Genomic DNA, 24,456 nt, shown 5'->3' with positions numbered 1-24,456 from the left:
GCGCGGCGGTCATGCCAGTTCGACGACGCTGACCGCCCCGCCTGCCGCGGACAGCGCGATCTCGCCATTGGCCAGGCGCAGCGCGTCGCGGCCGAACACCTCGGCCCGCCAGCCCTGAAGCGCGGCCACGTCGCGCGCGCCCTGGGCGATGGCGTCCAGATCGGCGGTGGTGGCGATCAGCTTGGGCGCGACCTGCGCGGCCTCGGCCTTGGCTTTCAGCAGCACCCACAGCAATTCGCCGAGCGCCCCGTTGCCGGGCGGGCCGGGCTGTTCCTTGGGCAGGCGCGGCGGGTCGGGACCCTCCATCCCGGCCTTGATGGCCGCAAGGATCCCCTGCGCAATCTCGGGCTTGCGCCCCTCGCGCAGCAGCAGGCGCGACTTGCCCAGCTCCGCCTCGCTTTGCGGCTTGGTCGAGGCCAGCTCGACAAGCGCGTCATCCTTGAACACGCGCGCGCGCGGGACGTTCCGGCTCTGCGCGTACTCCTCGCGGAACTCGGCCAGCTTGCGCACGATGGCCATGAAGCGGGGCGAGTTGGACCTTGTGCGCACGCGCTGCCAGGCCTCGGCGGGGCGGGTGATATAGGTTTCGGGATCGACGAGCACCGCGGCCTCCTCCGCCACCCAGGCGGCACGGCCGGAGCGGTCGAGCTGACCCTTGAGCGATTCGTAGATCGCGCGCAGATGGGTCACATCGGCGATGGCGTAATTCTGCTGCGCTTTGGAGAGCGGGCGCTGCGACCAGTCGGTGAAGCGCGAGGATTTGTCGAGATTGGCCTTGGCGATCTTGCGCACCAGCGTCTCATACCCCACCTGCTCGCCGAAGCCGCAGACCATCGCAGCGATCTGGGTGTCGAAAAGCGGTGTGGGAAAGATCCCGGCATCGTGGAAGAAGATCTCCACATCCTGGCGCGCGGCGTGGAACACCTTCACCGTCGCCTCGTGGCGGAACAGATCGTACAGCGGCTCCAGCGACAGGCCGGGCGCCAGCGGATCGACGAGCACGGCCGGCCCGCCATCCGATTTCGGCCCCGAGGCCGGGGGTAGCGCCATCTGGATCAGGCAGAGCCGGGAGTAGAAGGTCCGCTCGCGCAGGAACTCGGTGTCGATGGTGACATAGGGCTGGGATTTCGCATCTTCGCAGAAGGCCGCCAGCGCGTCGGTGGTGGTGATCGTGGTGAACTCGGTCATTCTGGCCTTTCCGCAAGGTGGCGGGTCATCCGCCAGCACCGTTCGGCATAGGGTTTCCACGGTATACTGAAAAGGAAATTCGATGAATCGGCCGATATCCGCTCAGACCGGCGGGATATCGCCGCCGGCGCGGGTGGCGTGGAAATCGGCGGCGAACCCGTCCAGCCCGCCCGCTGCGATGGCGTCACGCAGCCCCTGCATCAGATCCTGATAATAATGCAGGTTGTGCCAGGTCAGCAGCATGCCGGAAATCATCTCGCCGGCGCGGAACACGTGATGCAGATAGGCGCGGCTGTAACCCGTGCAGGCGGGGCAGCGGCATTCCTCGTCCAGCGGGCGCGGATCGTCGGCGTGGCGGGCGTTCTTGATGTTGACCTGCCCGCGCCGTGTCCAGGCCTGCCCGGTCCGGCCCGAGCGCGAGGGCAGCACGCAATCCATCATGTCCACACCGCGCTGCACCGCGCCCACGATGTCATCGGGCTTGCCCACCCCCATCAGATAGCGCGGCTGTGCCTGCGGCAGCAGGTCGGTCGCGTAATCCAGCACGCCGAACATCGCCTCCTGCCCCTCGCCCACGGCCAGCCCGCCAATGGCATATCCGTCAAAACCGATGGATGTAAGCGCCTCGGCGCTTTCCTCGCGCAAATGGCGGATCACCCCGCCCTGCATGATCCCGAACAGCGCATGTCCGGGCCGGTCGCCGAAGGCATCGCGGGACCGCTGCGCCCATCGCATCGACAGCCGCATCGCCTCGGCCTGCCGTTCCTCGGTCGCGGGCAAGGCGGGGCATTCGTCGAAGGCCATGACGATATCCGAGCCGAGCTGGCGCTGAATCTCCATGCTGGTTTCGGGGCTGAGGACATGACGCGACCCGTCGATATGGCTGGCAAAGGTCACGCCGTCCTCGTCAAGCTTGCGCAGATCGGCCAGCGACATGACCTGAAACCCGCCCGAGTCAGTCAGGATCGGGCGATCCCAGTTCATGAATTTGTGCAGCCCGCCCAACCGCTCGATCCGGTCGGCACCGGGGCGCAGCATCAGGTGATAGGTGTTGCCGAGCAGGATATCCGCCCCCGTGGCGCGCACCGAGTCCGGCAGCATCGCCTTGACCGTCGCCGCCGTGCCCACCGGCATGAAGGCGGGGGTGCGGATCTGGCCGCGCGGCGTGTCGATCACGCCCGCCCGCGCCCGCCCATCCGTGGCGTTGAGGGTAAAGGAAAATCGGCTCATCTCGCGCCCTTTCTTGCGACCCCGCCTTCTAGCGTCCGCCGCGCGCCAGCGAAACCCCCGCCGCATGGGCCGAGGCCCAGGCCCATTGGAAATTATACCCGCCGAGCCAGCCGGTCACATCGACACATTCCCCGATGAAATACAGCCCCGGCGCGTCGCGGGCCTGCATGGTCCTGGCGTCGAGCCCGCGCGTATCGACGCCGCCCACCGTCACCTCGGCGGTGCGGTATCCTTCGGAGCCGACGGGCCGGACCTGCCAGCGATGGATCCGCGCGGCGATGCCGTCGAGCGTCTTGTTATTCTGGTCGGCCAGCCTCGCGCCGGTCAGCCCCAGATCGGCTGTGACCGCCTCGGCCAGCCGCGCGGGCAGATGCGCAGACAACACCGTGCCTACCGCCACGCGCCCGCCCTGCCCCCGGCGGTCCCGCAGCGCCGCCGCCAGATCGGCGCCGGGGCACAAATCGATCTCGACCGTATCGCCGGGCTGCCAATAGCTGGAGATCTGCAGCACCGCCGGACCCGACAGCCCGCGATGGGTAAACAGCAGCGCATCGCGGAAACGGGTCTTGCCGTGCCGGATTTCGGCCTCGACGGACAGGCCGGCCAGCGGTTTGCACAGCGCCAGATCCTGCTCGGCAAAGGTCAGCGGCACCAGGCCGGGCCGCGTCTCGACAATGTCCAGACCGAATTGCCGCGCGAGGTCATAGCCAAGCCCGGTCGCGCCCATTTTCGGGATCGATTTCGCGCCCGAGGCGACCACCACGCAGCCCGCCCGCACGACCCCGCGCGAGGTCTGCGCGATAAACCCGTCAGCACCGCGTGTCAGGCCGTTTAGCGTGGTTTCCAGCCACAGCTCTGCGCCCTCCATCCGGCGGATCAGCATCTCGGTGATCTGGGTGGCCTTCCCGTCGCAAAAGAGCTGACCCAGCGTCTTTTCATGCCAGGCAATCCCCGCCTGATCGACAAGTGCGACGAAATCCTGCGGGCTGTATGCGGCAAGCGCCGAGGCACAGAAGCGCGGGTTTGCCGACAGGAACCGCTCGCGCGACGTGGCGAGGTTGGTGAAGTTGCACCGCCCGCCGCCGGAAATGCGGATCTTCTCGGCCGGGCGCGTCGCGTGATCCATGACCACCACCCGCGCCCCCTGCGCCTGCGCGCTGCCCGCACAGAACAGTCCCGCCGCACCGGCCCCGATAATCAGAATATCGCACTCCATCCCGCCGCCATACGCGCCGCGAAATCCGCCCGCAAGTTTTTCGCGCCTCCCCCTTGCACCGCCCCGAAACGGGCGCTAGATACGCCCGCACCGTTGGGGCGTAGCCAAGTGGTAAGGCAGCGGTTTTTGGTACCGTGTACCGTAGGTTCGAATCCTACCGCCCCAGCCAGTCACTCTCGGAACAGCCATTCCCGGACCGGACGACGCGGCGATCCGCTAGCGGGTTTTTTGCAGTTCGGCGGACAGGTGGCGTTCGGGTCCGCCGCACGGTGCCGACCAGATGCAGGCCGCGCCCCGCGAGGCGCCGCAGACCGGCTTGTCGTGAAATCGTCATCTCCTGTTCGACATCCTGCGTGGCCGCCGTCAGTCGGCCTGTCCGGTGGCGCCGGCCCCCTTCGGCGGATCCCGGTTCGGCAGGGTTTTGCCGGCGGACGCGTTATGGGCAGCCGCCAACGCAAACGTGAATGCGCCGTCAGGCGCGTCTTGCAAATCGGCGGTATAAGGTCTTCATTCTGCCCCGTGTCTTTTTAACGAGGTCTGGTCACATGCTTATGACCGTTGATGAGTGTTTCCCGCTGCTGCGCTGTCCGCGCAGCGGGTCCGAGCTGCAGCGCGACGGGGATGGCGCGATCCGATGTGCCGAAGGGCATCATTACAACTCGGTCGGCGGAAAGCCGGTGCTGGTGGATTTCTCGGATTCGGTGCTGGTTCGGGACGAGGTCATGGCCTCGCAGGCCGACAGCCAGATCCATCGCAGCGAATATCGGGGTCTCACCGCCGGGGTGAAGCGCCTGCTCTCGCCGCAGAAGCAGGCGACCGTGCAGAACGTCGCGCGGCTGGTTGCGGATCTGGAGGCGATGGGCCGGCCGGTCCGGCTGCTGGTGATCGGTGGCGGCAGTGTCGGCCAGGGGATGCAGCCGCTCTACGATCACCCCGATATCCGCATCGCCGGGTTCGACATCTACGACACGCCCAATGTGCAGTTCATCGCCGACGGCCATCACCTGCCGCTGGCGGATGACAGCATCGACGCGGTGGTGATCCAGGCGGTGCTGGAACATGTGCTGCAGCCGGGCGAGGTCGTGTCGGAGATCTGGCGGGTGCTGAAACCGGGCGGGCTCGTCTATGCGGAGACCCCGTTCATGCAGCAGGTCCACGAGGGCCCCTATGACTTCACCCGCTTCACCGAGAGCGGGCACCGATATCTGTTTCGCCGCTTCGATTGTGTCGCCTCGGGCGCGAGCGGCGGGCCGGGGATGCAGTTCATGTGGTCGGTCGATTACCTGGCGCGCAGCCTGTTCCGCTCGCGCAGGGCCGGGAAGCTGGCCAAGCTGGCGTTTTTCTGGACGCAGTATCTCGACCGGTTCATCCCGGACGATTACGCGCAGGACGGGGCGAGCGGCGTGTTCTTCTACGGCCGGAAATCGGCGGAGACGCTGACGCCCCACGGCATCATCGCGCATTACCAGGGCGCGCAGAAAACGGGCTGAGCCGCCGCCTTCGCTCCTCAGGCGATCTGGCGACGCGTGGTGCCGCACCCGTGTCGCGTCCGGCGGTTCATCTGCGCCCGACAGCGCAAGGCGGCCGCCGATTGCCGATTGACGCTACGACAGCTTCCCGAAAAGCAGCCTCGCCGCCGCCATCCCCTCTCGCATGAGGCGAGTTGCGCCGTTTATCTGCATGGCTGCCATGCACGAGGCGCGGAAAACCGTCCCTCGGCGCCGCGACGAGCCGGATTTCCGGCAAATTCCCGCCACCCTCAAAAGTTTATGCCGGCGCCACGACGACATCCTGGGATTGAGTTCTGGTTGGTTCCCGTCGGAGCCGGAGTTTATACGCTAACAGCTACCTCGATTTGTAATTGCAACTGCCCGAAATCGCGCAGGAAATCACGCGTCATAACCAATGTTAGCCGATCACATTTCCGCCATCCCTTTAGTTGCAACTGAAATGATCAGCTAGAACGGACTTGTCCGTTTAGAAATGCATTGCCCCACGCTGCGGCGCAGCACTTTACAGCATTATAGCCGGTGATTAATTGGTCTCACGAGTCAGGCGAAAGCCTCGAATGAGTGCCCGACGCGGTTCAGCCGCCAGGAAATAATCGGTGAAGATAAATGGTAAATGTTGAAAATCAACTTGTTACGAATGCTTCAAACGGTGGGGCAGCCCTGGGTCGCCCGCAGGGCGGTCCCGCGGAGTGGTATCGGAACGGGGGCAAGCGCGTCTTTGACGTGGTGGCGAGCCTGTTCGGGATATTAATACTGGCTCCCGTTCTGATTGTATTGGGTAGCGTAATTTATCTGCATGATAGAGGTAAACCATTCTTTGTTCACAAGCGCCTCGGCCAGGGTGGCGAAAGCTTTGGCTGCATCAAGATGCGGTCAATGGTTGCCAATGCGGAGGAGAAGCTGAACGAGGTGCTGAAAAAGCACCCGGAATGGCGCCAGGAATGGGAAGAGAGCCAGAAGCTGACCAATGATCCGCGCGTCACCCGCGTCGGCAATTTCATCCGCAAGACCAGCCTCGATGAGATCCCGCAGCTCTTCAACGTGCTGCGCGGAGATATGAGCCTGGTGGGGCCGCGCCCGATCGTGCGTGACGAGTTGCCCCGCTATGGCGAAGACGCGGTCTCCTATTTGCGGCTGCGCCCCGGTTTCACCGGGCTGTGGCAGACCACCGGCCGCAATGACGTGTCCTATGACGAGCGTGTGGCGATGGACGTCACCTATGAGCGCAATGTCTCCTTCACGGAAGATCTGCGTATCCTGGTGATGACCATCGTCACCATGCTCAGACGGACCGGTAAGTAACGAGTGTCGTGTAACCAAAACCCGGATCGGGGGCAGATGCGCAAGCATCTGCCCCCGTGACGTTTCGGCGGGGCGGCAAGGCAGGTCGTTGCGGTCCGACCGGGTCGAGGCAGGGACCGCAAGCAAGTCCGTCAGGGATCGCGGCGGCTTGTGCCACATCGCTGCTCGGAGATTGCAGTCCCGATCCTTGACGGGGCCATTTCAGCCAGAGGCGCCGTCTCGGCTCCGTCAGCGCCGCGTGACCCCAACTGGCGGCCTGGGCAGCGCATAGCCCACGCCGAGCGCGATCCAGCCACCGAAGAAGCGGAAACTGTCGATGCTCGCCCCCAGCAGCATCCAGCCGATCAGCGTCGTCGCCACCGCCAGATGCATCCGCCCCAGATAGGTCACACCGCTGGCGTAACGCAGGGAGCGGAACAGCGACGGAAGGATCAGCGCCAGCCACAGCCCGTATCCCACCACGCCCAGCTCGGAAAGCAGCCGCACATGCAGCGAATAGGCCGGGGGCCAGCCCAGTTCGATATCCGCTTCGGTCAGATAGGAGCGGACCTCCCAGCTCCGCAGATCCTCCCCGCGGACATGGGCGGGATAGTTGAACCCGTATTGGCCGAACCCCACGCCGAAGACCGGCGCCTCGCGAAACATCGAGACTCCGGCCTGGATCGCCGCCAGCCGCGTGACGTTTGACATGTTCTCATCGCCGCCGGACGGGTCGATCAGCCCCTCCGTGCTGCCATATTCGATCATGTTCGAGACAACCTCGACGACGGATCTCTGCCCCCCCGGCACCAGGAACAGCGCCAGCAGGGCCGCACAGCCGAGCGTCGCGAGATGGATCATGTGGTCGCGCCGGTGCCGCAGGAAGGCCCAGATCAGCACCAGGAACTGGATCCCCATGACCAGCATCGCGGTGCGCGACTGCATCAGCACCATCGCGATCACGACGATCAGCGTATAGAGCACGAGCTGGCCGCGCGTGGCATGGGTGACGGCGAAGGGAAAGATGAATGTCAGCATCACCGCCGCCCAGGAGGATTCGAAGGCGGTCAGGCGCAGCCGGATCGGGTAGAACTCGCTGGTTTCGGCATGGACGAAAACCGACAGCGCATCGAAAAGCTGGGTCAGCCCCGGAATGCCGTACCAGGAGGCGACTTCCAGCACGCCGAAGCCCGCCATCACCAACAGCCCCCATTGCGCACCCCTGGAGATGTCGCGCATCTGGCCGTTGCGGGCAAAATTATAGAACATCATCGCCACCACCACACCCAGCACCATCGCCATGGCCTGGGTGATGATCCGGCTCATGCCGCTGCGGCCCTTGAAATGGGCGACCGCGATCTCGTCGTAATTCACCACGACACTGGCCACGATGGCGAGGATCAGCGCCAGGAAGATCAGGGTGAAGGCGGTCGGCATGGCCAGCCGCGCCGGGCGGCTGAACAGGAAGATCAGCCCCAGCGGCATGACATAGATGAAGGCGTCCTTCGACAGCTCGCCGGCCGGGATGAGCGGCAGAAGATCGTTGAAGACCGTCGACACCACCAGCAGGATGACGACCGCCGCGGGCGCGAGCCGCCGGGCCGAAGCCGTCATCTCCAGACCTTCTTCTTGACCGCCGTGATCCAGTCGAAGGGGATGGCCATGAACCCGACCGTGCGCGCCAGACCCAGATACGCATGGGGATCGGTGGCGCCGAAATTGTCCCGCTGCACCCGCAGCCGCGCGCGCAGGTTGCGCTTGCGCTTGGCGGCGGTGGTGCCGGTTTCGCTGACGATATACTGTGTCAGCACCTCGGGGATATTGGCGATGCGGAATTTCCGGGCCATGCGCAGGAACAGGTCGTAATCCTCCGCCGTCTTGTAGCGGTCGGAATAAAGCCCGACCTCGCGCAACGCCGCCGCGCGGATCATGATCGTCGGATGCAGCATCGCGGGGACGTAGCGCTGCTTGCGCCGCATCTCGGCCTCGTCGCTGGGGAAGCGCAGGGTGAACAGATATTCCCCGTCATCGTTCACGCAGCGTGCCCAGGTGCCGACGATGCCGACATCGGGATTGGCGTGCATGAAGGCCAGTTGCTTCTCGAACCGGCCGGGCAGCGGGATGTCGCCGCAATCCAGCCGCGAGATGAACGGATAGCCGCGATCAAAGATGGTCTCGATCCCGGCGTTCAGCGCGTGCTCGATGCCCTGGTTGCGCGCCAGCCGGTGCAGCGTGACCCGATGCGGCCCGGCCATGTCATCGGCCCGGATCGGCTCCGGCGAGCCGTCATCGACGACGACGATATCGAGCGGGTGCGGCTCCTCGGCCAGAATGCGCAGCGTCTCGGTCAGCCCGTCCTGGTCGCGGAAGACGGGGATCAGCACGCAGATCTCGGGACGATCGCGGCCGCTTGGCGGGGTGGCGGACGGCGCCCGGCTCTCGCCCTGGCTCATCGCGTCACCTCCGCCGCATCCGCGGCCCGCCGCCGCTGCCGATTGGCGCGGATCATCCCGATCGAGAGACCCAGCAGGAACCCGGCCATGACGCCGAGCGCCAGGATCACCGGCTTGACGTTGAAGCCGCTGGGGCGGGTCGGCACCACCGCCGGAGAGAAGAGCTGGACATAAATCTCCGGCTCGCCCATCCGGCTCTGGATCTGGCGATGCTCCAGCAGAAGCTGCTCATACACCACGGCGGTCGCGGCCACCTCGCGCTCGGCCTCTCGCTGGCGGGAATAGAGCTCGGCATTCTCCGCAATCGCCTCGTCCTGGCGCCCCTCGGCCCAGACATCGGAGCGCTGTGACAGCAGGCGCAGCCTTTCGCGCATGGTCTGCGCGGTCTGTTCGGCGGTCTCCAGCCCGTTGGTCAGCTCGGTGATCTGGCTCTGGAGATTGTTCAGCATCTCCTCATAGACCTCGTTGCGCATCTCCAGCCGGTATTGCAGATAGCCCTGCGCCACCGCATTCGCCATGACCGCGGCAAGCTCCGGGTTTTCGGAGTTGAACTGGATGTTCACCACGAAGGACCGGCCGCTATTCGAGGCGTCGAAATTCTGCGAGACATGGCGCAGCAGGCCCTTGCGGTGCTCCTCCTCCGACAGCTCCTCCTCTCGGGGCTGATCGGGGGGATAGGCGGCCTCCTCCAGCATCGCCATTTCCTCGGGCGAGAGCTGTTCGAGCGCGTGGTTCAGCACGACATTGGTGCCGATCGTCTCCACCATGGTCGAGGTGGCGGTGGCATCGCCGGTCTCGTCGGCGATCTGGTCGTCCACGGTAATCAGGCCGGACCGCCCGGCATCGGAGATCAGCCGCGCGGTGGCCGAATAGGTCTCCGGCAGGGAGTTGGCGACGTAATAGGCCCCGGCCCCGCCCAGCACGCTGAGCAGGATAATCAGGATCAGGTTGCGCCAGAGCGCGCGGAACACGTCACCGAAGGTGAAAGAGCTGGGCGGTTTATGCATGACACTGGCTCCGGGGCCGGGCGCGACGGGGCAACGAATGCGGGGGCAGGCTGGCATGGGACCGGGCCGCGCGGAGGGGCCGGATCGGCAGACCCCGCGCCATCTTGGCCGGCGGGGCGGAAACTCGAGAATACAACGTCGTCACCTTCTACAACAGGATCGGCCCGCCGCAGAGCAGCAAGCCAACGCGCCGCTCTTATCGCAACAGGCCGGGGAAGGTCGAGCGCGGATGCGCGCGGACGGGTCGAAATCGCGTGAACGCCACGGAAAACGCGCCTTTCCGCCGATGGCGACCCGACGCGCGGTCGGATGGCTATGGCGCCTAGGGATCGGGTGCCGCGTCCTCCCCGCCCGCCGCGTCCTGAAGCGCCGCGCAGATCTCGCGCGCTCGGCGGTCCAGCCGGTTCCACCTTGCCAGCATCTCGCCGCCATCCCGCGCCAGCGCCGGGTCGCCGCGCAGCTTGCGAACGGCGCCGCGCAGCGTTTCGTAGCCGCCCTGCCCCAGCACCATGCCGACCCCGCGCCGCGCCGATTCGCGGGCCGAGACCGGCGGGAACAGGCTGCGGGCCAGGCTGGCATAGGCTGCCCCGCGTCTGCCGGAATCGGCCAGCCGCCAGACCCGGTCCTGCAGGTGATAGCCGCTTTTCGCCGCGCGCGACCAGTCATGCGATTCGCGCCGGAACCAGTCATAGGACAGATCGGCGGTCTCGCGCCCCATGGTCAGCCGTCCGGGATCGGGGGTCTCATCCTTGACGAGCGTCGGCACGGTCGCGATCTCGAACCCGATCCCGGCGCGATCCATGCGCATGGCCAGATCGGTGTCCTGATTGACCCGCAATGTTTCGTCGAACGGGAAGCGATGGGCCAGCGAGACCGGCATGGTCAGCATCGAGGTCTGCACCCGACCCGCGTCGCGATAGACATACTCGACCAGCGATGCGCCCGCATGCCAGACTGGCTGGGCGATGTCGCGCAACTCTCCGTCGATATGGATGGCGGCATGGCTGACCAGAACCCGCTCGCCATTTTTCGGATCGGCATAGAAACTGCGGATCTCGTCGTAGCGGCCGGACAGCCAGATATCGTCCGAATCGAGGAAGCTGACATGGCTGCCGCGTGCCTCGCGCGCGCCGCGATTGCGGGCGGCCGGGCCGCGCTGATGGCGGGGCTGGCGCAGGATGCGGACGCCCATCTCCTCCAGCATCGCGTATTCGGCGCTCAGATCGGTGCGGGAGAAGTCATCGACGACGATAATCTCGATCGCGTCTGCAGTCTGATCCTGCACCGACAGAACCGCGCGCAGCAGAAGATCGGCGCGATTGCGGTTCGGAATGACAACAGAAAGTGAAAATGGCTCTGACATGAAATAACGCGCAGCTGGAAGACGGCTCCACTTGTAAACCGCTGGAACCGATCCCTCACTGCCCTATGTCCCGATAGGCCGCAACCCGAATGCTCGGCAATTCTCCACCGGGACGGTACCGGATCGACGAATCCGCTTGCGGCGGCGCGATCCGGCCATAGGATCCGCGCGGTTCGCCGGATCGCCCGGCGGCGTTTGACGATTGTTCCGGTTTCTTGTTGTGGACTGCCTGATGGAAGACGACCCCTCCCCCGACGATGCGGCGCAGGCGGCGCCGTTTTTCTCCATCGTGATTCCGGCCTATAACCGCGCCGACAAGATCGGCCGGACGCTGCAATCCTGTCTGGCGCAGACCGAGCCGGATTTCGAAATCGTCGTGGTCGATGACGGCTCGATGGACGGCACGGCAGATCGGGTCGAGGCCATCGACGACAGCCGCATCCGCTGCATCCGGCAGGAGAATGCCGGCGCATCGGCGGCCCGCAATCGCGGCGTTTCGGCGGCGCGGGGCCGGTTCATCGCATTTCTGGATTCCGACGACGAGTTCCTGCCGGAAAAGCTCTCCCGGTTCCGCGCCGCCATCGAGGCCGCGCCGGACGCGGCCCAAGCCGCATGGTATTCGCCGCTGTATTTTCACCGCGGCGACGACAACCGCATGGTCAAGCCCGACCGCGCCATAGAGGCGGGCGAGACGGTGGGGGATTACCTCTTTGCCGCTGACGGGCTGATGCAGACCTCGACGCTGGTGATTCCGCGCGGGATGATGACCCGCCTGGGCTTCGATTCCTCGCTGCGCTGCCTGGAGGATCTCGATCTCTGCCTGCGTCTCGAAGAGGCGGGTGCCACCTTCCGCATGCTGCCCGACCCGCTGGTGATCTGGTATGACGATCAGGCGGAGGGGCGGCTGTCCTATACCACCTCCCCCCAGGAAATCGCGGATTGGGTGCGCCACCAGGCGCACCGGCTGACCGCGCGGGCGGAAAGCGGGTTCATGGCGCGCTTCATGGTGCCGGAGATCGCCCGGACGCAGCCGGTTCGCGCCCTGCGGATGTTGCGCCGCGCGGTCCGGCTGGGCGGGGTGTCGGCCCGGCGTGCCGGGGCGATCCTGGCCCGCGGCGTGGCGCCCGGCCCCTACCGCATTCTGCGCGACCGGCTGGTGAGGCGGCGTCATGGCTGAGCGGAGCGGGGCCGGCCGGCCCAGGCGCGTCGTGCATGTGACCGAGGCGCCGCTTGGCGGCGTGGCCACCTATCTCGACGAATTGCTGACCGCGCAGCTTGCGCTGTCACCGGACACGCAGTTTGATCTCATCAGCCCGGAGGTGAACCGCGCAGCGCTGACCTTTGGCGAGCGGTCTAATTTCACCTTCATCGGAATGGAGATGCGCCGGGGAAACCGCCGCGATCTGATCTCGCTGGCCTGGCGCACGATCCGCCATATCCGCCGCACACGGCCCGCGATCCTGCATATCCATTCCAGCTATGCCGGGGCCGCGATCCGGGCGCTGTCGGCGTTCATTCCGCGCGGAACACGCGTGGTCTATTGCCCCCATGGCTGGGCCTTCTCGCGCGAGGGCAGCCGCAAGATGCAGCGCGGCGTGGCCGCCGTGGAACGGGCGCTGAGCCGGGTGACGGACCGGATCATCTGCATCTCGGATTACGAGCGGCGCGAGGCGCTGTCGGTCGGCATCGGCGCGGCCAAGCTGGCGGTGATCGACAACGGGATCAGCCCGCGCGGCGACCGCCCGGCCCTGCCCGCAAGCGATCCAGACGCGCCGTTGCGCATCGCCTTCGCCGGGCGTTTCGACCGGCAGAAGGGCTATGACGCCTTCCTTGAGGTGATGGAACGGCTCGGTCCGCGCGCCACCGGCCACGCCATCGGCAGCGCCATCGTGTCGAGCGACGCCCTGCCGCCGGTGCCAGAGAATGTCGAATTGCTGGGCTGGCAGAAGCGCGAGGCGGTGTTCGATCTGTTCCGCCGCGCCGATCTGCTGCTGGTGCCGTCGCGATGGGAAGGCTTCGGACTGGTCGCGGTGGAGGCGATGCAGGCGCGGCTGGCGGTGTTTGCCAGCCGGGTGGGCGGCCTGCAGGACATTGTCGTCGATGGCGAGACCGGACGGCTGTTCACCCCCGATCGCGTCGATGAGATCGTGGCGCTGATCGAGGCCGCGCGCTCGCACGACCTCCGCCGCTACGGCGACGCCGGCTATGCCCGATTCGTGGAGAAATACACGGCCGAGCGGATGGCGCGCGAGGTGAATGCACTCTATGCCGAGTTGCTCACCTGAGCACGCGCCATCGCCCGTGCCGGATCACAGGATGAAATCATCCACGCTCAGCGCATGAACCCCGTTCAGCCTGATGCTGAAATCGAAGGCGCGGTCGCCGTTCAGATCCCCCTGCACATAGGTCCTGGCGTTCTGGTGATCGACATAGACCCCGAGATCACCCGCCTCGCGCAGATAGGCCCCGCCGATGAAGTCGAATGCCTGCATCCCCGATGCGGTGCTGTCGGCATCAATGGCGCTGAGGTCGATCACGTCCTGCCCGCTCGTGAAATCGGTGATCTTGTCCCAGCCCATGCCCTTCGCGAACAGGAACACGTCGCTGCCCGATGCGCCGGTCAGCACGTCATTGCCTGAACCGCCGGCAAGGTGGTCATCGCCGCCATGTCCCAGCAGCGTGTCATTGCCGCCCAACCCGTTCAGCACGCTGTCGCCATCCATGCCGGACAGGCGGTCCGCCCCTCCGGTGCCGTCCTGCAGATCGACGGCGGCGGGCGCGATGCTGACGGCCTGGCGCACGTTGTCGGCATTGCCCAGCTCGCGAAACGCCCAATAGGCCTCGCGCTGCGCCCCATCCGCGCCGACGAGGCCGAAGCCCGGCTCGAAGGTCGAATCCTGATAGCTAAACCACATGATCGGCCCGGCCCAATCGGTGTCCTGCGCCAGATCCACCGCCTCGCGCAGGATCCGGGCCTGATCGGCCTGCGACACGGTCACGGACTGGCCCCATGTCGGCGCGCCAAGTTCGGTCATCCAGACCTTCTTGTCGGCATCGCCATTCGCGATCATCGTGTCGCGGATGCCGTCCTCCATGATCTGCCAGCCATTCCAGGCCTGGCTGCTGCCGGGAAACAGCGGAAAGGTGTAGGGGTGGTATCCGACCGCGTCGAAATAATCCCCGCCGCCGCTGGCATAGATGCGCTGCAGGTAATCCACCGCGCCGTACATGCCGTTTCCGGTCTGGGGCACCGCGGCCGTGCCGCCGCTGATGATGACGTCGTTGCTGTCCACGGCCTTGATCGCGTTCCAGCTTTCCCGCAGCACGCCGGAATAGCTTTCCGGCGAGACGCCACCCTTGTTGGGCTCGTTCAGGATTTCCCAGTAATCCACGATATTGCCGTAGCGCGCCGCCGCAGCCCCGGCAAACTCGCCGAAGGCGCGCTGTTGCCAGCCGCTGGACAGGCTGCTGCCGACCCAATCGGGGGTGTTGTTGAGCACCGCGACGATCTCGATCCCGGCCGCGTCGACGGCATTGAACACCTTGTCCACCAGCGACCAGTCCATCCGGCCGCCCGCACTGCGCTGGATCGAATCCCAGTGCAGGTCTATGCGCAGCCAGTCGACGCCCAGGCGGACGTAATCCGCCAGCTCGGCCTCCATCTCCGCGGTGGATGTTCCCAGCAATTCGCCAAACGGCGTGGCCATGCCAAGCTGGCCAGGTACAACGTCTCGTGTCGCCATGTTATGATCTCTCAATCAGGGTATGAATAGGAAGTCCGGCCGCAACCATCGGCCGAAGCGGAAAAATTTCACCGTGTAACCCTAACCGTGAGTATAACTTTTCCCTATCTTACCCTATCTCGTGAAGCCCCGCATTTCATGCCACGCAGGTTTCCGCCGACCGTCATGGTCGATCACGCCGAACCAGTTCTCATTGCTCTGCGGATCTTCGCCGAGATCCCGGTAACTGTACCAGAAGAGCGGCCCCGCCCAGTCCAGTTGCCGCGCCAGGCGCAGCGATTCGGCAAACATCTCGGCCTGCGCCGCTTCGCTGATGCCGCCGTGTCCGTCATTGGTCGGCGCGCCGTATTCGGTGATCCAGATCTTCTTGTCGGAATCGCCGTTTTCCCGCATGATGTCACGGATTTCGCCGGTCATCATCGCCCAGCCATTCGCCGGATCGCTGCCCGACGGCCCCTCGGGATAGCTGTAGGGGTGAAACGCCACCGCATCGAAGCTGTCACCCGCCCCCGCCGCATAGATCGCGGCCAGGAACGCGGGCGCCGCGTAGTGTCGCATGATGACGGGCGGGCCGGTCCAGGCCGCCGGGGAAAGCCCGCCCAGCAACACCGTCGCCTCGGGGTCGGCGGCATGGATCGCGTCATAAGCTGCGGCAAGAACGGCTGCGTAAGCCGCAGGATCGGGGCGCGGCGGCCAATTACTCGCCAGGTTGGGTTCGTTCCAGATTTCCCAGACATGAATGTCGCGCGGCGCATAGCGTCGGACGGCCCGCTCGACAAAGCGCGCATAGAAATTCGGATTGCCCGGCGAGGATGCGGCATCGCGGTCCGCCCGCGCCCAGTCCGGCGTCGTCCCCACTACCGGCAGAACGTTCAGATCATGCCGTGCGGCATAGTCCACGATCCGGTCGAATTCGGACCAGTCGGCATTGCCCGGCCCCCCGGCCTGCACATCCGCCCAGTAGAGATCGGTGCGCACCCATTCCATCCCGAGCGCCGCATATTCCGCGAACTCGGCATCCAGCCCGGCATCGTCCAGATCGCGCAGCGCGTTTAGCCCGACCGCCATGCCCAGCACGCCCGGCGCGTGATCGGGATCCTCCTGCGCCGCAACCCGCCCCGGCATCGCCATCACAGCAAATGCGAAAAGAATTGCCACGACCGCGCATCGCAGCACCCGGTTTGCGTTCGCCATGATCGCGCGCCTTTCCCTGTATTGCCTTGCCGGTCCGACAGCCGGATCAGAGCAGATGCAGCCCGCGCAGCCGGCCCATGACGCGGGTCTCGTGCTGCAGCCCGCCGAGACGGCACAGAAGCCTGCGGAACAGGCTGCGGCGGTTCAGCTTGAATCCTCGCGTCGATCGGCGCGCGCCGGGAACCTCGATCCAGTCCGGCGCGTCGATCCCGGAGTCGCGGTCCAGCCGGTGCAGACCGGCCAGGAAGCGGTCGATCATCACTAGGGCGCCCTGCCGTGCCACGGGGGGCACGTTCTCCGGCGGCTCCAGCCAGGGGTTGGTGTTGATCTCGAAAAGCTGCGGCCGGCCGTCGATGATCGCGTAATCGGCGCGGCCGTAATCGACCCGGGCCACATCGAAGGCCCGGCGCAGCGCCGCACCGTCCTCGTCGCCGGACAGGAACTCCAGCTCGCGCGCGCCCTGCGGCACCGTGGCCGGATCGGCGTATTCACCCTTGCACACCCAGTGATGGCTGGCATCGAGCGCCGAGGCAAAGACGCTGTCTCCCACCCGCATATAGCCGCGCTTCTCGAACAGCCCGTCGGCGTTGCGCGCATCGACGAATTCGGTGATGCCGTAGCCCTCGCGCGAGGGCAGCGCGGCGAGTGCCGCCGCCAGTTCCTCGGGCGAATGAAGAAGCTGCGAGCGGGGTCCGCTGTGGTCCTGCACGTTGCGCAGAAACACCGGGTATAGCAGATCCGCGGCAGGCGTCGCGGCGGGCATCAGCCGGAACCCGTTGATCCCCGCCTCGTGCAGCCGCGCCATGACCTCCATCCGCGTGCCGACCCGGTCGGGCCGGTTCAGGATGCGCAACTCCGGTGCAACCGCGAGCAGAAAATCCAGCCGCGCGGTGCTGTCGGAGAGCTGGTCCGGGCTCAGCCGTTCGATGTCGAGGAACAGATAGCTCGCCCGCGGCAGGCGCGGCGCCGAGATGAATTCATCATAGGACAGGATGATGATGCGGCCATGCAGCGCGTGGTCCCGCGTCTCGAGCACGTCGCGGACCGTGTATTGATGCGACTCTGAGATGACAAATACTAACACGACCAACCAGAACTATCTGTCACGGACGAACCCGATGAAACCACGCAGGCAGGCAGGGCACACCACCAGCATGGCGACCGGATAGACGACCATGCCGGTCAGCACAATAGCCAGCAACTTCGTGCCCGACACGGCGATCTCGGGGTCGCGCAGATACAACCAGTGGATGATCCCTGCCATGATCAGCGCGCCCAGCCAGATGCGCGCCATGCGGGTGAGCGCGGGGACCATGTCTCGGCCCAGCAGGAAGATGGCAAAGGCCACGGCGACGACGACGGTGGCGGCCTCGTAGGACACGAAGGCGATCCCGGCCGCCGCATCCAGCCCGGCCCGCGCCGCCAGCACGAAAAGCAGCGCCATCGCGGCAAGCGCCAGCGTGCTGCTGATGAGCCCGTATTCCGGCCGGCCGAGCGCCGAGTAGCCCGAGAAATAGAAGCGGAACGGCAGCGACAGCCCGACACCGAGGCAGAGCATCTGCGACAGCGGGATCGAGGCCTCCCATCCCGGCCCGACCAGCATCGGCAGCAGCACCGGGGTGCTGATCGCCAGCCCGACAAAGGCCGGGATGATGACGAAGCCGGTGGCGGCGGCGATGTCGCCGGCTTTCGCGGTCAGCCGGCTAACATCGGTCTGCAGGCGCACCAGCACCGAGAAGGCGAGGTTGTGGCCCACGCTCATCAGCGCCATGCGCAGCGGATCGACGATGCGCAGCGCGATGTTCAACTGACCCAGGATCGCCTGCCCGAAATAGGCGTTGACCAGAAAGGACAGCGCCGCCGGCCCGGCATTGGTCACGCCCACATCGGCCAGGTGCAGCCAGGAGAAGCGGAACAGCTCGCGGAACCGCACCGCGTGCCAGCGCATCGGCAGCCAGATCCGCTGGCCGCGCCAGTGCAGGAACCCCAGGGCGAGGATCGGGAAGAACACCAGCGGCAACAGGCGTTGCAGGACCAGGGCATAGACCCCCCAGCCCGCGAAGGCGGCCAGCACCGCGGCGCCGCAGGCCAGCACGGTGCTGGCGGCGGTGCAGATCGACAGATCGACGAAGCGCCGGTGCCGGCGGGCGATGGCCCGCGCCACGGCGCCGGGGCCTTGGGCGAATAACAGCAGGCTCGACACGATCAGCGCCATGGCAAAGCCCGGCGCATCGGCCAGATGCTCGATCGCCGGGCCGCACAGCACCGAGATCAGCACCGAGACCACGGTCAGCACTGCCGACACGAACAGCGCGGTTTCCAGATGCGCGGTATAGAGCTTGCGGCGCTGCGCCAGCGATTCCTCGAATGGCAGGCCGATGAACGCCGCCATGATCGTGTTCACCCCCAGCACCATGCTGGCCAGGCCGAACTCCTCCGGCGACAGGATCCGAGCCACGACCATCGTGCTGCCGAGTTGCACGGCCAGACGGGTGATTGTATCGGCGGCCGACGCACCGATCCACAACTTGAAACGCGCCATAACAACCTCGGCAAAAACGAGCGGGTTTTGCAGCGGATTCCACCAAGGCGCAAGGGTGCATCCGGGGCCCGGCCCGGATCGCCGCGGGAGTTCGCCTATGACGCCGGGTCAGGTCCGTCCGGGCCGCGCGAAGCGGTAGCGCGTGGTTTCGGAAAAAACGTCACCGGGCCGCAGGATCGGGTCAGGGAAATCCGGGCGGTTGGGCGCGTCGGGCCAGAACTGCGTTTCCAGCGCCACACCGGCATGGGTTTCATAGATGCGCCCCTCCAGTCCCGGCAGCCCGGACAGATGCGCGCCGTCATAAAGCTGGAGCCCGCAGGCCGTCGTCTCGACCTGCATCGCAAGCCCGCCCTGTCCGGTCAGCCGCGCGACCGGGCGCAAGGTTCGCGGCGCGTCGGAGAGGCAGAAATTATGATCATACCCGCCGGGTCCGATCTCGCGCGCCTGCCGGAAATCGAAACGCGTGCCCGCGACCGCCGCGATCTCGCCGGTCGGGATCAGATCGTCATCGACCGGCAGATACCGCTCCGCCGCGATGGACAGGCGGTGGCCGCGTATGTCGCCGCCACCGTCGAGATCGAAATAGCCGTGATGGGCCAGGCTGCATGGCGTCGCCGCGTCCGACCGGGCGGAGAGCGTGATGGTCAGCGTAGCATCGGCCAGCGTGAACTGGGCGGTAAGATTCAGATGGCCGGGAAATCCCATATGGCCGTCCGGCAGGCTCAGACCCAGCGTCACCCGATCGCGACGGTGCGACCGGACCTCCCAGATCTGACAATCGGTGCCGTCCGAGCCGCCATGCAGCGTGTGACGATCCAGGAAATTGCGGTCGGTCTGGAAATCCTCTCCGCCCAGAGAAAACCGCCCCTGCCCGATCCGGTTGGCATAGCGCCCGACAATGGCGCCGACATAGCGCATCTCGCCGAGATAGGCGGCGATGTCCGGCGATCCCAGCACCAGCGGATGATCGATCCCGTCGAGCCGCAGCTCCTGCACGATGGCACCCAGCGTCAGCACGCGCGCGCGCAGCCCGCCGCCCTCCAGCGTGATGCCGCGCACCGGGCGCCCATCGGGCAGGATCGCCTCGTCCGTCTGCATCGCCGCGGCGCCGGTCGCGCTGCCGTCCGATCCGTTCCGCGTCATCCCGCCTCTCCCGAAAAAGATCCGCGGGTCAGGCGCAGCAGCGCCTTTTGCAGCAGGATGAACACCAGCAGCAGCACCCCGATGACGATCTTGGTCCACCAGCTCGACAGCGAGCCGTCGAACACGATATAGGTCTGGATCAGCCCCATGGTCAGCACCCCGACCAGCGTGCCGAACATGTAGCCCGCCCCGCCGGTCAGCAGCGTGCCGCCGATGACCACCGCGGCGATCGCGGTCAGCTCGGTCCCCACCGTAGCGAGCGAGTAGCCCGACCCGGTATAGACCGAGAACACGATACCCGAGAGCCCGGCCATCAGCCCGGAATACGCATAGACCAGCATGATCGTGCGCCCCTGCCGCACCCCCATCAGCCGCGCCGTCTGTTCGCCACCGCCAAGCGCATAGACGCTGATGCCGAACCGCGTACGATGCGCGATGACCATGCCCAGGGCCACACTCAGCAGCATCAGCACCCCGATCAGCGTCAGCCGCCCCTTGCCCAGCATCAGCCAATAGGCATCCTGCAGAACGTCATAGAAGGGATGCTGGATCGGCACCGACTGGATGGACAGCATATAGGCCGCACCGCGCGCCAGGAACATCCCGGCCAGCGTCACGATGAAGGGCGGCATGGCCAGCCGGTGGATCAGGACCCCCATCGCCGCGCCAAAGCCGGTGGTGATCGCCAGCAGCAGCGCGAAGACCGCCAGCGGGTGCAGCCCGGTGTCACGCAGCATGACCGCGATGAACACGCCGGAGAAGGCGATCACCGATCCCACCGACAGATCGATCCCGCCCGACAGGATCACCAGCGTCATGCCGACCGCAACGATGCCCAGATAGGCATTGTCGGTCAGCAGGTTGCCGATCACCCGCGTCGAGAGGATGAACGGAAATTGCAGCCAGCACAGGAAAAAGGCCAGCAGGAAGATGGCGATGGTGGCATAGAGCGGAAGCGCGCGTCGTGTCATGCCCCGCCCTCCGTCCGGGTCCGGTCGGGCGGCGGCGCGCGCTGTGTCTCGCGCCAGACCCGCCATTCCGCCGCGATGCGCGGCGATTGCAGCACCAGGATGATCAGCACCAGCCCGGCCTTGATGACAAGGTTGTATTCGGGCGGAAACCCGGCCAGCAACACGCCGGTATCGATGGTCTGGATAATCATCGCCCCCAGCAGAGAGGCTGTGACCGAGAACCGGCCGCCGAGCAGCGAATTGCCCCCGATCACCACGGCGAGGATCGCGTCCAGCTCCAGCCACAGGCCGGCATTATTGGCGTCCGCGCCGCGGATATCGGCGGTCACCACGATCCCGGCAAGCGCCGCGCAGAGGCCGGAGGCGACATAGACCGCGATCAGCAGCACGGTGGCGTTCACCCCCGAAAGGGCGCTCGCGCGGCGGTTGATGCCGATCGCCTCGATCAGCAGGCCGAGCGCACTGAGCCGCATCAGCAGCGCCGTGCCAAGCCCCGCGATCAGCCACATCCAGGCCGGCACCGGCAGGCCGAGCATCATTCCCGAGCCGAAAAACGCGAAACCGGCATCGGTGAAGGTCAGGATCCGGCCTTCGGTGATGAGCTGCGCGATGCCGCGCCCCATGGTCATCAGGATCAGCGTCGCGACGAAAGGCTGGATGCCGACCACCGCCACCAGCACCCCGTTCCACAGCCCGGCGAGCGCCCCCGCGCCGAGCGCCAGCAGCAGCGCCGGGCCGACCCCCAGCCCGCCGGCAATGGCCGAGGCCGCGACCGCGCCGCAGATGGCCATCACCGTGCCGACCGACAGATCGATGCCGCGGGTGGCGATCACCAGGGTCATGCCGATGGCCAGCAGCGCCACCGGTGCGCCGCGCTTGAGCACGTCGATCACCGGGCCGACCAGGCGGCCGTCATGGTAGGAGATGCTCAGGAAGCCCGGAAAGAAGAAGGACACGAGTGCCACGAGCGCGGCGAGCGCGATCAGTTGCGGTGCGATGCGACCCAGCAGGCTCATGCCGGCACCTGCCCGCGTCTGTCCGTCGCCTCGCTGGCTATGGCGCGCATGATCTCGTCGCCGGTCACGCGCGGCCCGGTCAATTCCGCCACATGGCTGCGGTCGCGCAGCACGATCACCCGGTCGGCCACGGCGACGAGTTCGTCGATCTCGGAGCTGATGACCATGACCGCCATACCGGCCTCGGTCAGCTCGTGGATCAGGCGCAGGATTTCCGCATGCGCGCCCACATCGATGCCGCGGGTCGGCTCATCCAGGATCAGGAAGCGCGGATTCATCGCCAGCCAGCGGGCCAGCACCACCTTCTGCTGGTTGCCGCCCGACAGCTCGCCCACCGGTTTCTCGCGGCTCGTGGTGCGGATATCCAGCCGCCGGATGTAATCCTCGGCCAGCCGGTTCTGCTCGGCGCGGCCGATCGGCCTGGCCCAGCCACGCCGCGCCTGCAGCGCCAGGATGATATTCTCGCGGATGGACAGATCGGCTACGATCCCGTCGGTCTTTCGGTCCTCGGGCGCGAAGCCGAAGCCCTCGGCGATGGCGGCGGCGGGGCTGGAGAGTTTCAGCGGGCCGTCCATGTCCCTTGCGCTGCCGGTCTGGGCCGGGCGGACCCCGAAGATCATCTCGGCGGTCTCGGTGCGCCCGGAGCCAAGGAGCCCGGCCAGCCCGACCACCTCGCCCTGCGCGATTCCCAGATCGAAGGGGGCAACGACGCCGCTCCGGCCATAGCCCTCGAACCGCAGGAAGGCCGGACGGTCCGCGTCGGGCTCCTCGGCGCTCTGCGTCTCGACCTCGTCTTCCAGTTCGCGGCCCAGCATATGCTCGATCAGCGCCACCCGGCTCAGATCCGCGGTCGCCGCCGTCACGATTTTGCGGCCGTTGCGCAGCACCGTCACCCGGTCGCTCAGATCGAAAACCTGATCGAGGAAATGCGACACGAAGACGATGCCCAGCCCGTCCGCCCGCAACCCGCGCACCACGTCGAACACCATCTCCACCTCGCGCGCATCGAGGCTCGCCGTCGGCTCGTCGAGGATCAGCACCTTCCCCGACAGGGCCACGGCGCGGGCGATGGCGATGATCTGCTGGATCGCGACCGAGTAGCTGCCCAGATCGCGGTCCACGTCGATCTTTAGCCCGTAACGCGCCAGCATCTCGCGGGCGGCGCGGCGTGTGGTGGCGGCGTCGATCAGCCCGAACCGGCGCGGCTCGCGTCCGAAGATCAGGTTTTGCGCCACGGTCAGGTTGGGAAGAAGATTGACCTCCTGGTAAACCGTGCCGATGCCAAGATCCTGCGCTTCGACGGTCGAGCGCGGATCGATGTGCTGTCCGTCCAGCACCATCTCGCCGCCATCGCGCCGATAGGCCCCGGTCAGGCATTTGATGAGCGTCGATTTCCCGGCGCCGTTCTCGCCCAACAGCGCATGGACCTCGCCCGCCGCGAGATCGAAATCGACGGCGTCAAGTGCGCGCGTGCCCGGAAAGCTCTTGGTCAGGCTGCGGATCGACAGGACCATGTCACCCCCTCCACTGCGATGAGCGCCGGGCCGCATGGCGCGGCCCGGCCGACCGGGGATCAGTAGCCCAGATCCTTCCGCGCCTCGTATTCGCCGGCGGGATCGTCGACCTGGGTGTAGAGTTTCGACTCCGTCTGGATGAATTTCTCCGGCGCGGTGCCGTCGGCCCAATAGGCTTCCAGCGCGTCGAAGGCCGGCCCGGCCATGTTGGGGGTCAGCTCGACCGTGGCGTTGGCCTCTCCATCCGCCATGGCCTGGAAGATATCCGGCACGCCGTCGATTGACACGATCAGGATATCCTCGCCCGGTGCCAGCCCGGCCTCCTTGATGGCCTGGATCGCACCCACCGCCATGTCGTCATTATGGGCGTAAAGCGCGCAGATATCGGCGCCGCCATTCTCTGCCTGGAGGAAGCTTTCCATCACCTCCTTGCCCTGGGCGCGGGTGAAATCGCCGGTCTGGCTGCGCACGATTTCCAGGTTGTCGTGGCCTTGGATGGCGTTCTCGAAGCCGGTCTTGCGGTCGATGGCGGGGCTCGATCCGGTCGTGCCTTGCAACTCGACGATGCGGCAGTCTCGGTCGCCGACCTCGCCGACCAGCCATTCGCCCGCGACCTCGCCCTCATGGACGAGATTGGAGCCCACGGCGGTCAGGTAAAGTTCGTCGGCGCTGTCCACCTGCCGGTCCAGCAGCACGACGGGGATCTCCGCCTCCTGCGCCTCTTCCAGCACCGAATCCCAGCCTGTGGCCACGACCGGCGCGAGCAGGATCGCATCCACGCCCTGCGCGATGAAGGAGCGGATGGCCGCGATCTGGTTTTCCTGACGCTGCTGCGCGTCGGAGAATTGGAGCTGGTAGCCGCGCTCCTCGGCCTGGTTGCGGGTCAGCGTGGTTTCCGCCGCGCGCCACCCGGATTCCGAGCCGATCTGGGCGAAGCCCACCACCTCGCCCTCGGCGAAGCTGGCAGTGGCGGATGCGGCGAGTATGGCCGCGCCGGACAGGAATGTCGTGAATTTCATCGTCAGGTTCCTCCCTTTCTGGTTAACGGGGCGGCGTCTGCCCGGCCCCTTCAACAGCCGGCATT

Annotated in this window: 20 protein-coding genes and 1 tRNA gene; 5 read left to right on the top strand and 16 right to left on the bottom strand. The window is 66.4% G+C overall.

The features are described from left to right. Positions 1 to 9: 9 nt before the first annotated feature. The 3 genes from rnd to BLT73_RS09460 all read right to left on the bottom strand — a co-directional run bounded on the left by rnd (position 10) and on the right by BLT73_RS09460 (position 3,634). On the bottom strand, positions 10 to 1,188 hold the full coding sequence (gene rnd / locus BLT73_RS09470; protein WP_090523231.1) for a ribonuclease D: 1,179 nt from the start codon (positions 1,186 to 1,188) through the stop codon (positions 10 to 12). A gap of 102 nt (positions 1,189 to 1,290) precedes the next feature. After that, positions 1,291 to 2,418 (bottom strand): tRNA guanosine(34) transglycosylase Tgt, encoded by a 1,128-nt coding sequence (gene tgt / locus BLT73_RS09465; RefSeq protein WP_090523621.1) that lies wholly within the window; start codon positions 2,416 to 2,418, stop codon positions 1,291 to 1,293. A gap of 28 nt (positions 2,419 to 2,446) precedes the next feature. Next, positions 2,447 to 3,634, bottom strand: coding sequence for a BaiN/RdsA family NAD(P)/FAD-dependent oxidoreductase (locus tag BLT73_RS09460; RefSeq protein WP_090523229.1), 1,188 nt, complete (start codon positions 3,632 to 3,634; stop codon positions 2,447 to 2,449). A gap of 94 nt (positions 3,635 to 3,728) precedes the next feature. On the opposite strand from BLT73_RS09460, the gene BLT73_RS09455 reads away from it, so the two are divergent. The 3 genes from BLT73_RS09455 (at position 3,729) to BLT73_RS09445 (ending at position 6,447) form a co-directional block, all read left to right on the top strand. Next, positions 3,729 to 3,803, top strand: a tRNA-Gln gene (locus BLT73_RS09455). Between the two features lie 376 nt (positions 3,804 to 4,179). Next, positions 4,180 to 5,124, top strand: a complete 945-nt coding sequence (locus tag BLT73_RS09450) for a class I SAM-dependent methyltransferase (RefSeq protein WP_090523227.1) — start codon at positions 4,180 to 4,182, stop codon at positions 5,122 to 5,124. 627 nt (positions 5,125 to 5,751) lie between these two features. Then, entirely contained in the window at positions 5,752 to 6,447 is a 696-nt protein-coding gene (locus tag BLT73_RS09445) for a sugar transferase (RefSeq protein WP_090523226.1), read from the top strand. Between the two features lie 228 nt (positions 6,448 to 6,675). Here the strand turns inward: BLT73_RS09445 and BLT73_RS09440 are convergent, their stop codons facing one another. The 4 genes from BLT73_RS09440 to BLT73_RS09425 all read right to left on the bottom strand — a co-directional run bounded on the left by BLT73_RS09440 (position 6,676) and on the right by BLT73_RS09425 (position 11,249). Then, positions 6,676 to 8,040, bottom strand: coding sequence for an O-antigen ligase family protein (locus tag BLT73_RS09440; protein WP_090523224.1), 1,365 nt, complete (start codon positions 8,038 to 8,040; stop codon positions 6,676 to 6,678). Further along, a complete protein-coding gene (locus BLT73_RS09435) occupies positions 8,037 to 8,879 on the bottom strand; it encodes a glycosyltransferase (RefSeq protein ID WP_090523222.1) in 843 nt (280 codons plus the stop codon). Before BLT73_RS09435 ends, BLT73_RS09440 begins: the two co-directional genes overlap by 4 nt. Beyond that, on the bottom strand, positions 8,876 to 9,886 hold the full coding sequence (locus BLT73_RS09430) for a Wzz/FepE/Etk N-terminal domain-containing protein (RefSeq protein WP_176805023.1): 1,011 nt from the start codon (positions 9,884 to 9,886) through the stop codon (positions 8,876 to 8,878). The genes BLT73_RS09435 and BLT73_RS09430 overlap by 4 nt, the downstream gene beginning before the upstream one ends. A 322-nt stretch (positions 9,887 to 10,208) precedes the next feature. After that, positions 10,209 to 11,249 (bottom strand): glycosyltransferase family 2 protein, encoded by a 1,041-nt coding sequence (locus BLT73_RS09425; RefSeq protein WP_090523218.1) that lies wholly within the window; start codon positions 11,247 to 11,249, stop codon positions 10,209 to 10,211. Between the two features lie 232 nt (positions 11,250 to 11,481). Between BLT73_RS09425 and BLT73_RS09420 the strand changes: the two genes are divergently transcribed. Beyond that, complete coding sequence (locus tag BLT73_RS09420; protein WP_090523216.1) at positions 11,482 to 12,426, top strand: glycosyltransferase family 2 protein; 945 nt, start codon at positions 11,482 to 11,484, stop codon at positions 12,424 to 12,426. Then, the gene (locus tag BLT73_RS09415; RefSeq protein WP_090523214.1) at positions 12,419 to 13,534 is read left to right on the top strand and encodes a glycosyltransferase family 4 protein; all 1,116 of its coding nucleotides are present in this window, start codon (positions 12,419 to 12,421) and stop codon (positions 13,532 to 13,534) included. The genes BLT73_RS09420 and BLT73_RS09415 overlap by 8 nt, the downstream gene beginning before the upstream one ends. Positions 13,535 to 13,558: 24 nt before the next feature. On the opposite strand, the gene BLT73_RS17780 is transcribed toward BLT73_RS09415, so the two are convergent. From BLT73_RS17780 to ytfQ, 9 genes are all read right to left on the bottom strand, one after another. Continuing rightward, complete coding sequence (locus BLT73_RS17780; protein WP_090523213.1) at positions 13,559 to 14,992, bottom strand: M10 family metallopeptidase C-terminal domain-containing protein; 1,434 nt, start codon at positions 14,990 to 14,992, stop codon at positions 13,559 to 13,561. Positions 14,993 to 15,106: 114 nt separating this feature from the next. Then, on the bottom strand, positions 15,107 to 16,186 hold the full coding sequence (locus BLT73_RS09405; protein WP_090523211.1) for a cellulase family glycosylhydrolase: 1,080 nt from the start codon (positions 16,184 to 16,186) through the stop codon (positions 15,107 to 15,109). A 46-nt stretch (positions 16,187 to 16,232) separates the two neighbouring features. After that, a complete protein-coding gene (locus tag BLT73_RS09400) occupies positions 16,233 to 17,222 on the bottom strand; it encodes a hypothetical protein (protein WP_090523209.1) in 990 nt (329 codons plus the stop codon). Between the two features lie 60 nt (positions 17,223 to 17,282). Beyond that, the gene (locus BLT73_RS09395) at positions 17,283 to 18,728 is read right to left on the bottom strand and encodes an oligosaccharide flippase family protein (RefSeq protein WP_090523208.1); all 1,446 of its coding nucleotides are present in this window, start codon (positions 18,726 to 18,728) and stop codon (positions 17,283 to 17,285) included. A gap of 108 nt (positions 18,729 to 18,836) precedes the next feature. Further along, positions 18,837 to 19,871: an aldose epimerase family protein gene (locus BLT73_RS09390; protein WP_245727209.1), complete on the bottom strand. Its 1,035-nt coding sequence runs from the start codon at positions 19,869 to 19,871 to the stop codon at positions 18,837 to 18,839. Continuing rightward, complete coding sequence (gene yjfF / locus BLT73_RS09385; protein WP_090523618.1) at positions 19,868 to 20,842, bottom strand: galactofuranose ABC transporter, permease protein YjfF; 975 nt, start codon at positions 20,840 to 20,842, stop codon at positions 19,868 to 19,870. Before yjfF ends, BLT73_RS09390 begins: the two co-directional genes overlap by 4 nt. Then, the gene (locus BLT73_RS09380) at positions 20,839 to 21,858 is read right to left on the bottom strand and encodes an ABC transporter permease (protein ID WP_090523206.1); all 1,020 of its coding nucleotides are present in this window, start codon (positions 21,856 to 21,858) and stop codon (positions 20,839 to 20,841) included. Before BLT73_RS09380 ends, yjfF begins: the two co-directional genes overlap by 4 nt. Continuing rightward, positions 21,855 to 23,372, bottom strand: coding sequence for a sugar ABC transporter ATP-binding protein (locus tag BLT73_RS09375; RefSeq protein ID WP_090523205.1), 1,518 nt, complete (start codon positions 23,370 to 23,372; stop codon positions 21,855 to 21,857). The genes BLT73_RS09380 and BLT73_RS09375 overlap by 4 nt, the downstream gene beginning before the upstream one ends. Before the next feature lie 59 nt (positions 23,373 to 23,431). Continuing rightward, entirely contained in the window at positions 23,432 to 24,391 is a 960-nt protein-coding gene (ytfQ, locus tag BLT73_RS09370; protein WP_090523203.1) for a galactofuranose ABC transporter, galactofuranose-binding protein YtfQ, read from the bottom strand. Between the last annotated feature and the right edge of the window lie 65 nt (positions 24,392 to 24,456).

It is taken from the genome of Paracoccus isoporae (assembly GCF_900101865.1).
In the GTDB taxonomy this organism is placed as follows: Bacteria; Pseudomonadota; Alphaproteobacteria; order Rhodobacterales; family Rhodobacteraceae; genus Paracoccus; species Paracoccus isoporae.
This window is presented reverse-complemented; position numbering and strand designations above follow the sequence as displayed.